This window comes from Agaribacillus sp. DX54 (assembly GCF_056858335.1).
Genome location: NZ_JBXEQE010000001.1, coordinates 489,950 through 502,881, shown reverse-complemented (window position 1 = coordinate 502,881; position 12,932 = coordinate 489,950). Strand labels below are relative to the sequence as shown.

The following is a 12,932-nucleotide window of genomic DNA, read 5'->3' as shown; positions in this document are numbered from 1 at the left end:
GTCAAGGCCCGAAATCAGATTGTTGCCTCTAAGAATTTGATATTAATCAGCTATATTTGATTGGCCAAAATGAAATTTTCTGTCTTCATTTTTCCGAACCGGATGGAACAATAGAATCTTAATGGGAGTAGTAATCAGACAAAGCTTTATCTCCTCAGCCCTTACCTATGTTGGTGCTGTAGTGGGTTTTTTTAATGTTCTTTGGCTATATCCCAAATTCTTTAGTGGGCTTGACGAAATTGGCCTTTTCAGGGTCATCACCGATACCGCCATCTTATTGGTGCCTTTTGCACAAATGGGTTTGTCCACCACACTGGTCAGATTTTTTCCCCATTTCAAAAACAAACCTGAGCACACCAAAGTGCTTTTAAATACTTTCCTGATTTGTGGTGTGGTAAGCTTCCTGCTTTTTTATGTGATTTTTCATTGGTTTGAAAAACCCTTTCAAGAGTATATCGGTCATAATTCTCCTGAAGTGGTCCCATATTTGAGGATAGTATTAGCCCTGATTTTTATTTTTGTAATCACCGGAATACTTGAAGCGTATTCCCGTTCACTGCTAAAAATTATCGTCCCCAATTTTATTAAGGAGGTCCTGATCCGGGTGTTGTCAGGGGTTATTGTTAGCTTGTACTTTCTGAAAATCCTGGATCTGGACGAATTATTGGTCAGCCTTGTACTGGTGTATGCTACAGCTATGGTGATCCTGATTGTTTATCTGGGATATTTAAGACAGTTGTCATTAAAGCTCGACTTCAGCATTTTTGACAAAGCCTTGGTCAAAAGTATTTTGCAATTCTCTTTATTTGCAATCCTCAGCAGCGGTAGTGGGCTTATTGTGATGAAGATCGACAGCATTATGGTGGCAGCCATGCTGGGGCTCAACGAAAATGCTATTTATACGACGGCTTTTTATATAGCCACAGTCATTGAAATGCCCAGACGCTCCATAAGCCAGATTATGTCCCCGCTGGTTTCTTCCAATTTCAAGCAAGGTAAAAATCCCGAAGTTAAAAGCCTGTACCGAAAATCTTCTATCAATTTGCTGATTATCGGGGTTTTATTGTTCCTGGGAATTGTCTCAAACCTGGACAGTCTTTACTTCCTGATCCCCAAATGGCAGGAATTTGCGCCGGGCAAGGTAGTGGTAATCCTGATAGGAGCAGCTAAAATAATCGATATGGTTACTGGCATCAATAGTGAAATTATTGTCATGTCAAAATATTATAAATTCAATATACTGGCCATTTCTTTGTTAGCCGTTTTTATTATCACCGGTAACTATTATCTGATACCTGCTTATGGATTGGCTGGGGCGGCTATGGCTTCCCTTCTGTCCGTTTTCGTCTTCAACCTTAGCAAATTGATCTTCATCAAAGTTAAATTTGATATGCAGCCGTTTTCAATCAATACTTTGAAAGTGTTTTTTTTAGGGGCAGTCGTTTTTTTGGTGGTTTATGCCATTCCCAGAAACGCCAACCCGGTTGTAGACATTCTTGTCAGATCTTCAGTAATCACCTTGATCTACAGCCTGGCAGTCATCAGGCTGAAAATCTCTGAAGAAGTCAACAGACTTTATGATCAAATTCTGGTCAGGGTTAAAATCAGGAATTAAGACCTGTTTGGGATCGCTAAAAACTAAGAAACCGCCACCCCCATTAAAGATTCACAAACATAATCTATTTGTTCCCTGGTCAATTCAGGAAACATGGGCAAGGACAGAATTTTGTCTTTTTGCCTGTAAGAAACAGGGAAGTCTCCGGGTTGGTGCCCCAGTTTTTCATAGGCTTTCAGATAAGGAAGTGGCGTTGGGTAATGGATACCAGTGGCAATCCCCTTTTCACCCAGAAGCTTCATGATTTGCTCCCGGTTTTCTACCTGGACAACATATAGATGAAATACATGACGGGAATAATCCGGAATGACGGGTATTAACAGCCCGGTGTCTGCCAACTTTTCATTGTAGTATCTTGCATTACCATTTCTGGCGTCGGTCCATTTTTCAATGTGATTGAGTTTGACTTTCAAAACCGCAGCCTGAATTCCGTCCAATCTGCTGTTTCTTCCCTCTATGAGGTGGTTATGTTTTCCTTTTTGCCCATGGTCACAAATCATGCTCATGGTTTCTGCTATCCGCTCATCATCTGTGATCATAGCCCCACCATCCCCATAGGCTCCCAGGTTTTTACCCGGATAAAAACTGAATGAAGCGGCTTCTCCGAAAGTGCCTACTTTTTTCCCTTTGTAGGTAGCACCGTGTGCCTGTGCGCAGTCCTCCATAACCATAAGACCGTGTTTATCGGCCACATCCATGATCTCATCCATTTCCGCAGGCAGGCCATATAAATGTACCGGAATAATGGCCCTGGTCTCAGAGGTTACTTTTCTGCTGATATCTTCAGGGTCGATGGTGTATAACCCCGGTAGCACATCGGCAAAGACCGGTATGGCCCCGATAGCACTGACAGACTCTGCTGTGGAAATCCAGGTGCAGGCAGGTACTATGACCTCATCACCAGGCTTGATCCCCATGGCTTTCAAGGCTATTTCAATAGCATCCGTTCCATTGGCACAGCCAACAGCATAGGCAGCTCCGCTGTATCCGGCAAAGGCATCTTCAAAGCTTTTTACTGTTTGGCCACCGACAAATGCGGTATGGCTGATTACTTCCTGAATGGCGCTGTCTATTTCGTTTTTGATGGACAGGTACTGTGATTTCAAATCTACAAAGGGTATCTTCATATGTCTTTTATTTTTTGAGCCGGATTACCAGCATATACGCCTGATTCTTCTATGTTTTTGGTCACTACCGCACCGGCACCTATCACTACATTATCGGCAATGGTAACTGGCAGAATAGTGGCATTCGATCCAATGGATACGTTGTTTCCAATATCGGTTTTCTTCCAAAGAGACGGATCCCCACCAGCAGGGCCGCCCCCTGAAAAAGTATCGTTTATAAACATCACCCCATGCCCCACAAAGCAGTCATCCCCAATAGTTACCAACTCACAAATAAAAGCGTGAGATTGCACCCGGGTCCTTTTACCTATCCTTACATTTTTTTGAATTTCCACAAAAGGGCCGATGAAGGCCTGATCATCGATCTGACACCCATACATGTTCACAGGCTGTACCACCGTCACACCCATTCCAAATGCCACCTCCCGGATACCTGCCTCCAGGATTTTATCCGGATGTGAACTTTTAATGTTTTTTTGACCTTTCACAGTTTTAATACAAATAATTATATTTTTTAAAGCAATAATCATACTTCTAAACAAAAATAAATATTTTTAATCTGACTTTACCAATCTATGAAGCAAATTATTCATCACCTTTTAAAATTTCCGCTACCTTACCGGCAAGCTTTCTTCTCGAATATTTCTCTATGTCAGCATTTTTGAGTACTACCTGGCCCGATTTGTAATTTTCAAAACAGTCCGACAGCACCTTTTTCAATTTCGCTTTATCGTCGAATTCCACAGTTTCACCGGTTTTTGTTTGGGCCAAGATCCTACCTGCATCCCCATTTTCCGGGCCAATAAGCAATATTTTTCTACGGGCCACAAGATATTCGTACAACTTTCCCGGCACTATCCATTTAGCGTTGTCCGACTTGTTCAAAATAACCAGCAGCACCGCCGATCTTTGAATTTCATCAAAAACCTGATGGTGGGGAATATAGGATTTAAAGTTTACTATCTTTTTTAGTGTGGGATTATTATTCAGTTTTACCAGAATATTTTCGCTCACAATACCCGCGAGATTAAATTCAATTTCATCAGCTAATTCTTCGTTTTCAGCGACTAACTCTGTCAATGCTTCCCACAAAAACCCCGGATCTCTCAATTCATTCAATAGTCCCAGGTAACTGATCCGGAATTTGTCGACCATACCGGTTTTCGAAAAATCCAGGTTAATCTGGTCCACATCTACCCCATTGGTTACCACCTCTACCCTTTCTGCCCCCAGGGATATCAGGTCCGCTGCCAGCTTATTACTGACTGTGACTACCACATCTGCCCGGCCAAGCACTTTCTTTTCAAGCCTCCGGTGCAAAAACCTGGAAAATTTACTGACTTTCAGTTTACCGAGTAAATCCCAATGGGACCATGGATCCCTGAAATCCGCTATCCATTGCACATTGCATTTCTTTTTCAATCCCAGGCCTATCAAATGCATGCTGTGAGGAGGGCCGGTCGTAATGATGTTTTGATAACCTTGCTTTTTGACAATTTCTTCGAGAAACTTCACCGAAGGTTTTACCCAAAACACCCTGGGATCAGGAATAAAAAGATTTCCTCTGAGCCAGATGAACAACTGGTCTTTCCAAGAAGGTTTCTTTTTTTCCAATACCAATCCTTGTTGCAGGTTTTTTTTGTCTTTGCCACGTGTGATTTTATTAAATATTGAAAATGGCTCCCAAATCGGAAACCTGATCACTTCTATTGTTTCGGGGACTTCTCCTCCCAGGCTTTGATCCTTCATGTCGAAAGCGGGATTTTCCGGGGTAAAAATCACCGGTTCCCAATTGTAAAGGGGCAAGTACTTTGAGAACTTCAACCATCTTTGGACCCCTACCCCGGCATGCGGTGGCCAGTAATAGGTTATAACCAGTACTTTATTCATTTCTTGCGCTAATAATTACAAATTATAGCGATGCAATCTACCTAAAAAATTTTATGATAAGTAAATTTTATTTATTATTGGGCGGTCAAAATTCAAAGCCGGTATGATTAATTGCCGAGGCTTTGATTTTGGGGCTAAAACGTTAAAAAGACCAAATAAACATCGTAAATTCCACTTAAACACTTAAAAGGTTAATTTAGAATGAAAAGAGTAGGAGTATTTACATCAGGAGGGGATGCCCCGGGTATGAACGCGTGTATTCGTGCTGTGGTCAGGGGAGCGATTTATCATGGTGCCGAGGTTTATGGAATTAGGTATGGTTACAACGGCATGATCAAGGGGGATATAGTTGAAATGAATTCCCATTCGGTCAGTAATATCATTCAAAAGGGAGGTACCATTTTGAAATCTGCCCGAAGCACTGAATTTATGACGAATGAGGGCAGAAAAAAGGCTTTTGACCAGTTACAGGCTTACGGTATCGAAGGGCTTGTGTGCATTGGTGGTGATGGTTCATTCAGAGGTGCCAAAGTTTTTTATGAAGAATACAGCATGCCTCTAGTCGGTGCGCCCGGAACCATTGATAACGATATTTATGGCACTGACTTCACCATAGGATTCGATACTGCAGTAAATACAGCCATTGAAGCCATCGATAAAATCAGGGATACAGCCGATTCTCACGACCGCATTTTTTTTGTAGAAGTTATGGGTCGCGACTCCGGTTACATCGCCATCAGGTCAGGCATTTGTGGCGGCGCGGAATTGGTAATGGTTCCGGAGATGTCGACCTCTGTCGAAGACGTGATCGACGCCCTGAAAAGGGAAAAGAGAAGATCCAAAACTTCTTCGATCATCATTGTGGCCGAAGGGGGTGAAGCCGGAAGCGCTGTGGAAGTGGCCGCTAAGGTCAAAACAAAACTGAAAGAAGCCGACATCAGGGTAACCACCCTTGGGCATGTGCAAAGAGGGGGAGCTCCGTCGGCCAAAGATAGAATTTTAGCCAGCAGGATGGGACTTAGTGCCATAGAAGGCTTGCTAAATGGCCGCAAAAATGTTATGGCAGGTGTTATGAAAGATGAATTGGTGTTTACACCCATCGAACATGCTATTACAATCAAAAAATCATTAAGCCGTGACTTATTGAGGATGGTAGACATTTTCAATAACCGGTATAAAAAATAATCACAATCAATGGGTTTTATACCTATCATATTGTTCACACTGGCGTTTATTTTTCTCTGGGGAATAGTGAATTACAATAGTCTGCGTAAAACCAGGAATGAAATTACTCAGCTACAGGAGCGGATCATCACTATCTCCCTGAAAAGAAAAGATCTGTGCACCAGGCTTTTGTCCGGAACAAGCATTGATGAAGCCGATAAGGATAATCTTGCCATTATCATGAAAATTGCAGAAATTCCATCGATTGACAAGAAAAACATTGGCCAGACACTACGCAATGAAGTCAGTCGCACCCAGCTTACTACTGAGTTAAATGCCTTATTGCAGCTTAGCAAAACCGACCGGCACCCTCGGGAATTAGTAGACTCCCTTATCCGACTTACCAATGAGTTAAATGAAATTCACCCCGGAATCACAGATCTTTACCACAATTATCATGAAATGACCGATAAGCCTCCATCGCGGTTTATAGCGAGGTTGTTCGGTTTTAAATCTTAGCTCATAACCACATTTAGCGGTTCTACTCACATGGTGAGCTGATGGTCTTTTACCCGCTAACCACCGGTCACAGGCCCGGACCAACAATTTTTTCAACATATGCTAAAATTTTATCCTCCTCGAAAGGTGAAAACCAGGTGATGGAAGGATCGCGGTTAAACCATGTCAATTGCCTTTTTGCATACCTCCGTGAGTTTCTCTTGAGCAGGCGAATGGCCTCCTCCCTATCGTACAGGCCATCCAGGTAATCAAAAATTTCCTTATAACCAACCGTTTGGAGGGCATTCAATGCTCTGAAGGGATATAATTTCCTGGCTTCATCGAATAAACCGGCTGATAGCATCTGATCCATTCTTAAATTGATTCTCTCATAGAGCAACTCCCTGTTCAGGTTCAGTCCGATTTTTATGATTTCAAAGGGTCTTTTCTGCCTCTTCCCTTGCAAAAAAGTGGAATAAGCTTCACCCGTTGCCAAACATACTTCCAATGCTCGTATTACCCTTTGAGGATTGTTCAAATCCACTTTACGATAATAATCGGGGTCATATTTTTTCAGGTTTGCAGAAAGATGACCAATTCCTTTTTCCTTTAACAGTTTGTTCAGGTCCTGCCTTACCCGCAGGTCAACCGGGGGAATATCGTCAATGCCTTCGCAAACCGCCTTGATATATAAACCTGAACCTCCTGTTAAAATAAGAAGACTTTTCTTTAAAAAAAGGGCATCGATCAACGCTAATGCTTCCTTTTCGTAAACAGCGATATTGTACGCATCATGAATCGACAGGTGATTAATAAAATGGTGCTTTACCTGCTTTAGTTCGTTGGCAGTGGGTTTGGCAGTGCCTATGTCCATTTCCCTGAAAAACTGCCTGGAATCAGCAGAAATCACCTCGGTTTCAAACCTTTTGGCCAGTGAAATACTTAGCGCTGTTTTGCCCGCGGCTGTGGGGCCGGTAATCACCAATAAAGTCTTTTTAGCGGACATAGTATCGTCAAAATTAATCATTGCCAGAGATAAACAAATTTTTAATATGGACAAAATTGAGAAGGATTTGTACATTTAACATGAGATACAGGCGCAGGAAGTTTAACAAAACAGTATAAATAGGCTATTTTTGCATAAATTTAAAAGGCAACCATCAGATCTGCCATGAATAATCAGTCAAAAACTACAGATGAATTAATACAAGAAATTCAGCGGCTTAAAAAAGAAGTAGAGCGGGCAGAGAAAAAATTCGAGAAGGTATTTCAGTCAGCTAATGATGCCGTATTGATTCTCGAGGGTATGGGCATTGTGGACTGCAACAAAAAAAGTACGCGTATTTTTAAAAGAAACAAAGCTGAACTGATCAACCGGAATATATTTGATTTTTCACCCAAAGTGCAACCTGATGGGGTTGAATCCGTGCAGAAGAGCCAAATATTCATGGAGTCTGCCCTGAGGGGTGAGCGGCAGATATTCGACTGGCAATTTGTAAGATCCGAAAGTGATGTTTTTTATGCACGCACTGTGCTCGATGAGATGACAATTGGCGGGAAAATCTTTCTGATAGCACAAATAAAGGATCTTAGCCGCAAAAAAGTGGCCTTAAAAACCTTGAAAGAGGGAGAATCAAAGTTTAAGACACTGGCAGATAATGCCCCTGTGCTGCTACGGATGACCACCCCTAACAATTATTTTTACTATTTCAGCAAGCAATGGCTCGACTTTACAGGTAAAACCGAAAAGGAACAGCAAAATAATGGATGGATTGAAGGTATTTACAGCAAAGAGGTCGACACAATTCTTTCTCAAATTGATCTGGCTTTCAAAAGAAGGCAAAAATATCAGGTTATTTACCGGCTTAAAAGGTTTGATGGGGCTTACCGGTGGGTACAGGATACCGGCATTCCGCATTTTGATGAAGATGGCAAATTTGCCGGCTACATTTCCGCAACGGTCGACATATCGGACAGAAAAAGGCTCGAGGAGACAGAAAGCCGTAAACTGGCCCTGGCAGAATCAGAAAAAAGGCTGCACTCTTCCCTCAAAAAGGCTAACATTCTGGCTGTTACTGTTGACAATAAAGGAGATATAACTTTTTGCAATGAAGCCTTAAATAAGTTAATCGGCATTTCAAAATCCAAAATAGTCAACAAAAACCTGTTTGACATGGTCGTTGTACCGGCAGAAAAGAGCCAGGGAGAAAAACCTGATTTCGGCAACTTCATTGAAAGTGGCGGGTTTTCCAATAACCTGGAGACCTTTGTAAAAACCGCCTCCGGTGAATTGGTGGAAGTGCGGTTCAACTCCATGATCCTGAACAATGAAAAAGGTCAGATTTCCGGAATGACAATTATCGGCGAGGACATTTCAGAGAAAGTCAAAGTCAAAAAGGCCCTGGATAAAACCAACGCCCAGCTAAAAGAACTGTTTGATAACTCCAACGACCTGATCCAGGTTTTTAACCACGCCGGCGATTTTCTGCTTGTAAACCTTGCCTGGAAAGAAAAGCTGGGCTACTCGGATGAGGAAATCCGGCAAATAAAATTCATGGATGTCATTCATCCTATCTACAAATCGGCTACGCTTGAAAATTTACGGCTCATAGCTACAGGTGAAGATATAGAAAAAATTGAAACGGTTTTTCTATCGAAAGACAGACGCAGCATCTTTCTTTCGGGAAGTGTCAATTGCAGTATTATCGGGGAAGAAGAAATAGAATACAGAGGAATATTTCATGACATTACCGAACGGGTAAGGGCCGAAAAAGCACAGAATCTTTATTACAGTATCGCTAACCTCACCTCGCAAAGCCAGGATCTAAACGAACTCTTCAAAAATATTCATGGCGAGCTGGCCAAAGTAATACCGGCAAATAATTTTTATATTTCCCTTTATCAATCCGGTGATGCAAAAGTCAATTTTCCCTATTTCGTTGACGAATATTACCCGGGTGACCCTGGCTCTATCAGGCGGCCGGTAGGTAAGCGTATCACCGAATACGCCATTAAATACAACAGGCCTTTGTTTCTACATAAAACCGATATCAAGGCACTGATCCGCGAGAAAGTCATTACCCATGAAGGTAAAATACCCAACATTTGGCTGGGGGTGCCTTTAAGGCTGGAGAATAAAAGTATCGGTTTAATTGCTATTCAGTCTTATGACGAACGCGTAAAATATGATTTCAAGGACCTGGATCTGCTGGACTTTATTTCGGGACAGGTCGCCATTGCCATTGACAGGAAACAGGCCGAGCTCGCCTTATTAAGAAGCGAAAAAAAATTCAGGCATATATTTGAATCTTTCCAGGACATCTATTTCCGGTGTAAAGTCAATGGCGAAATCACCATCGTCAGCCCTTCCATCAATGAGTTAGTGGGGTATTCCGAAGAAGAGGTGCTGGGTATGAACATAACAGATTATTATCTGTACAACACAAAAACCAAGGATCTTGTCAGGCAGTTGGTGAAACGAAAAAGCGTGCGTAACTTCGAAGCTTCGGTAATTACCAAAAAAGGAAATATACTGCAATGTATTTGTAACGTTAGGCTGGTATATAATGAACAAAACCAACCTGTCGAAATCGAAGGGGTGGCGAGGGACATTACAAAACTCAAGAAAGCCAACCTCGATCTGTTACATGCCAAAGAAATTGCCGAAAGGTCTTTAAAAGTGAAAGAAACGTTTCTGGCCAATATGAGCCATGAAATCAGAACCCCCATGAACGGGATTATAGGCATGATCGACCTCCTGGCCAGTACCGAATTGGCCAACGAGCAAAAAGAATATGTTCAAATCATTAAAAAATCGTCAGAAACCCTTTTAAGCATTCTGAACAGCATTCTGGATCTTTCTAAGATTGAAGCCGGCAAGATGAAGTTGAAAATCAGCACCATCTTTTTAATCGATACCCTTGAAAAATTATACGCACTGTTTTCCCAGCAGGCACTGGCAAAAAATATCAATTTGTTTTATCACATCGACGAGAGAATACCAACCTATTTAAAAGTGGATGAGATCAGATTGTTGCAGGTATTTTCCAACCTGATCTCCAACGCCATCAAGTTTACCAAAGGTGGTGGGGCTATCAATATCGATTTAAAGTTGTCAGCCAATGAAAAAAAATCCGTCTTGATCAAAGCCGAAATCAGGGACTCCGGAATTGGCATTTCAAAAGAAAACATCGACAAATTATTCAACAATTTCAGTCAGTTGGACAACTCGTCAACAAAGTCATATGGAGGCACCGGGCTTGGTTTGGCCATTTCCAAAGAATTGACCCAATTGATGGGTGGTGAAATAGGCGTCTACAGCACCCCTGGATTCGGCAGTACCTTTTGGTTCACCTTCAGGGCAGAAAAAAGTACCAAAACGGCCTTTCAACAGGATAGTAAAAAGAAAGTCGATCCGGTTCTGCACAGGGAGTTTGAAAAAGTGACACCCAGGATACTAGTCGTCGATGACAACCAGATCAACCGTCAGGTGGCCAGCCAGATTCTGCGAAAAGCAGGTTGTAAGGTAGATACGGCCAACAGCGGGCCGGATGCTATCGATCTGATTAAAAGAAAATCGTACGAGGTAGTTTTTATGGACATCCAAATGCCGGAAATGGATGGAATTTCCGCTACCAGGGAAATAAAAAAGCTGGCTATGAAAGATCATCCTCCTATTGTTGCCATGACGGCCTATTCCATGAAAGAAGACAGGGAACGGTTTTTAAAGGAAGGGCTGGATGACTACATTCCTAAACCTCTGAAAGCACATAATCTGATTGACAAAGTAAAAGAAATGGTGTTAAAGGATGGCTATAAAAAAAGCAGGGTGTCTTCAGAAAAAGAATGTGAAGAAACAACCAGCCTGAAAATTAATGAAAATACCATTATCGATGAAGAAGTAATGTCTCAATTGATAAAATATGGAGGTAAAGAAACACTTGACAAAGTCTATGAGGATTTCGAAAAAGAGGCCTCACAGCAGTTCGAGGATCTGATGAAAGCTTTGAAAAACAAAAACTATACAGAGATTTTAAGTATATTGCATACCATTAAAGGAAATGCAGGCACCCTTGGAATTGCCAAAATGCATGAATCAGCCTCCAAAATTGAGAGTAATTTTAAAACACAACAATATGTAAATGCGAAGGAGCAAATCGCCGTGTTGATGGAGCAGTTTGCAACTTACAGGTTAAACTACAAGAATATACTAAATAATATTAACCATGTCAGAAACAAGGAAAGTACTAGTAGCAGAAGATAGCTCAGTCATTCAAAACCTTACAAAAAAAATATTACAGTTTCAAAGTTTTGAAATATCTGCTGTGAAAAATGGAAAACAAGTTTTGGACAAAATTCAAAGTGAAGACTTTGATGTTATTTTGATGGATATAAATATGCCGGTGATGGATGGTATGGAGTGTGCCCGGGAAATCAGAAACCTTTCTAACCCGGACAAATCCCGGATACCGATTATTGCCATCTCGGGAAATGCAAAAAATTACACCATGGAAGACTTTAAAGGCGCAGGTTTCAATGACTATCTACCCAAACCCCTGAATTTTGATAAATTGGTAGAAACAGTAAAAAGATATTCTGAGCAATGAACATTAAATTCACTAATCATTTTTTGCATAAACTGGAAGATATTTTTGCAGAATCCGACTATGTGCTGAGGTATGAAAAGGGGAATTTTAAGGCCGGTTATTGTGTTTTAAACCACCAGAAGCTAGCAGTGGTAAACAAGTATTTTACCACCGAAGGTAAAATCAACTGCCTGCTCGAAATTCTAAAATCCATAGAGATCGATGCTGCGGGCCTCAGTGACAAAAACAAAAAGCTTTTTCTTGAACTTTCACAAACTGAACTTGAAATTTGACTGTAACTTTTTTAGGCACCGGTACTTCTCAGGGGATTCCGGTCATTGGCTGTCATTGTGAAGTCTGTAGTTCACTTGATTACCGGGATAAAAGACTTCGGACTTCCATTCATATCCAGATTCAGGGTAAAAGCATCATTGTTGACAGTGGTCCCGACTTCAGGCAACAAGTGCTCAGGGAAAGGATCGAAAGGTTGGACGCATTACTTTTCACGCATCAGCATAAAGATCATACCGCAGGTATGGATGATGTAAGGTCTTTTAATTTTAAACAAAAGATGGATATGCCTATTTATGGTACACAAAGCGTCATAAAACAGTTAAAACAGGAGTTTTCCTATGTCTTTGAGCCGGTGAAGTACCCGGGGGTTCCAAGGGTACAGGTAAACGAAATAGACCACCACCCTTTTAAGATTGGTGACATCGAGATCCAGCCAATAGAAGTCATGCATTACAAACTTCCGGTGTTAGGCTTCCGTATAAATGATTTTACGTACATCACCGACGCTAATTACATCAGCGAGGAGCAAATAGAAAAAGTCAGGGGAAGCAAGGTTTTGGTTCTGAATGCCTTACAAATTGATCGGCATATATCCCATTTTAACCTGGAGGAAGCTTTATACATGGTAGAAAAAATCGATCCGGAATTGGCGTATTTCACACATATCAGCCATAAGTTGGGACGCCACCAAAAGGTTTCCACGAAATTGCCCGAACGTGTTCAATTAGCCTGGGATGGCATGAAGATCAGCATTTAAAC

The 12,932-nt window shown here is 41.6% G+C and carries 11 protein-coding genes; 7 read left to right on the top strand and 4 right to left on the bottom strand.

What is annotated here, in order from left to right:
• Nucleotides 1-121 precede the first annotated feature (121 nt).
• Nucleotides 122-1,615 (top strand): lipopolysaccharide biosynthesis protein, encoded by a 1,494-nt coding sequence (locus tag AC04NP_RS02030; RefSeq protein ID WP_482857628.1) that lies wholly within the window; start codon nucleotides 122-124, stop codon nucleotides 1,613-1,615.
• Nucleotides 1,616-1,638: 23 nt separating this feature from the next.
• Here AC04NP_RS02030 and AC04NP_RS02025 read toward each other — a convergent pair whose 3' ends face one another.
• From AC04NP_RS02025 to AC04NP_RS02015, 3 genes are all read right to left on the bottom strand, one after another.
• Entirely contained in the window at nucleotides 1,639-2,742 is a 1,104-nt protein-coding gene (locus AC04NP_RS02025) for a DegT/DnrJ/EryC1/StrS family aminotransferase (protein WP_482857627.1), read from the bottom strand.
• The gene (locus AC04NP_RS02020; RefSeq protein WP_482857626.1) at nucleotides 2,739-3,230 is read right to left on the bottom strand and encodes an acyltransferase; all 492 of its coding nucleotides are present in this window, start codon (nucleotides 3,228-3,230) and stop codon (nucleotides 2,739-2,741) included. The genes AC04NP_RS02025 and AC04NP_RS02020 overlap by 4 nt, the downstream gene beginning before the upstream one ends.
• A 97-nt stretch (nucleotides 3,231-3,327) precedes the next feature.
• Nucleotides 3,328-4,632 (bottom strand): glycosyltransferase family 4 protein, encoded by a 1,305-nt coding sequence (locus tag AC04NP_RS02015; protein WP_482857625.1) that lies wholly within the window; start codon nucleotides 4,630-4,632, stop codon nucleotides 3,328-3,330.
• A 201-nt stretch (nucleotides 4,633-4,833) separates the two neighbouring features.
• On the opposite strand from AC04NP_RS02015, the gene pfkA reads away from it, so the two are divergent.
• Both pfkA and AC04NP_RS02005 read left to right on the top strand, forming a co-directional pair.
• On the top strand, nucleotides 4,834-5,817 hold the full coding sequence (gene pfkA / locus AC04NP_RS02010) for a 6-phosphofructokinase (protein WP_482857624.1): 984 nt from the start codon (nucleotides 4,834-4,836) through the stop codon (nucleotides 5,815-5,817).
• A 9-nt stretch (nucleotides 5,818-5,826) separates the two neighbouring features.
• Nucleotides 5,827-6,315 (top strand): LemA family protein, encoded by a 489-nt coding sequence (locus AC04NP_RS02005; RefSeq protein ID WP_482857623.1) that lies wholly within the window; start codon nucleotides 5,827-5,829, stop codon nucleotides 6,313-6,315.
• Nucleotides 6,316-6,382: 67 nt separating this feature from the next.
• Here AC04NP_RS02005 and miaA read toward each other — a convergent pair whose 3' ends face one another.
• Nucleotides 6,383-7,300: a tRNA (adenosine(37)-N6)-dimethylallyltransferase MiaA gene (gene miaA / locus AC04NP_RS02000; RefSeq protein ID WP_482857622.1), complete on the bottom strand. Its 918-nt coding sequence runs from the start codon at nucleotides 7,298-7,300 to the stop codon at nucleotides 6,383-6,385.
• Between the two features lie 165 nt (nucleotides 7,301-7,465).
• Here miaA and AC04NP_RS01995 point away from each other — a divergent pair, with 165 nt between their 5' ends.
• From AC04NP_RS01995 to AC04NP_RS01980, 4 genes are read left to right on the top strand one after another with little or no spacing between them, the layout of a single operon-like run.
• Entirely contained in the window at nucleotides 7,466-11,557 is a 4,092-nt protein-coding gene (locus AC04NP_RS01995; RefSeq protein WP_482857621.1) for a PAS domain S-box protein, read from the top strand.
• The gene (locus AC04NP_RS01990) at nucleotides 11,520-11,900 is read left to right on the top strand and encodes a response regulator (RefSeq protein ID WP_482857620.1); all 381 of its coding nucleotides are present in this window, start codon (nucleotides 11,520-11,522) and stop codon (nucleotides 11,898-11,900) included. The genes AC04NP_RS01995 and AC04NP_RS01990 overlap by 38 nt, the downstream gene beginning before the upstream one ends.
• The gene (locus AC04NP_RS01985) at nucleotides 11,897-12,172 is read left to right on the top strand and encodes a hypothetical protein (protein WP_482857619.1); all 276 of its coding nucleotides are present in this window, start codon (nucleotides 11,897-11,899) and stop codon (nucleotides 12,170-12,172) included. The genes AC04NP_RS01990 and AC04NP_RS01985 overlap by 4 nt, the downstream gene beginning before the upstream one ends.
• Nucleotides 12,169-12,930 carry an MBL fold metallo-hydrolase gene (locus AC04NP_RS01980; protein ID WP_482857618.1) on the top strand — a complete coding sequence of 254 codons (762 nt, stop codon included), beginning with the start codon at nucleotides 12,169-12,171 and terminating at the stop codon, nucleotides 12,928-12,930. Before AC04NP_RS01985 ends, AC04NP_RS01980 begins: the two co-directional genes overlap by 4 nt.
• Nucleotides 12,931-12,932: the final 2 nt, after the last annotated feature.

Coding starts and splice junctions, on each gene's coding strand:
- AC04NP_RS01985 (WP_482857619.1), top strand. CDS start 11,897: ATGAACATTAAATTCACTAATCATTTTTTGCATAAACTGGAAGATATT.
- miaA (WP_482857622.1), bottom strand. CDS start 7,300: ATGTCCGCTAAAAAGACTTTATTGGTGATTACCGGCCCCACAGCCGCG.
- AC04NP_RS02015 (WP_482857625.1), bottom strand. CDS start 4,632: ATGAATAAAGTACTGGTTATAACCTATTACTGGCCACCGCATGCCGGG.
- AC04NP_RS01995 (WP_482857621.1), top strand. CDS start 7,466: ATGAATAATCAGTCAAAAACTACAGATGAATTAATACAAGAAATTCAG.
- AC04NP_RS02005 (WP_482857623.1), top strand. CDS start 5,827: ATGGGTTTTATACCTATCATATTGTTCACACTGGCGTTTATTTTTCTC.
- AC04NP_RS01990 (WP_482857620.1), top strand. CDS start 11,520: ATGTCAGAAACAAGGAAAGTACTAGTAGCAGAAGATAGCTCAGTCATT.
- AC04NP_RS02030 (WP_482857628.1), top strand. CDS start 122: ATGGGAGTAGTAATCAGACAAAGCTTTATCTCCTCAGCCCTTACCTAT.
- AC04NP_RS02025 (WP_482857627.1), bottom strand. CDS start 2,742: ATGAAGATACCCTTTGTAGATTTGAAATCACAGTACCTGTCCATCAAA.
- pfkA (WP_482857624.1), top strand. CDS start 4,834: ATGAAAAGAGTAGGAGTATTTACATCAGGAGGGGATGCCCCGGGTATG.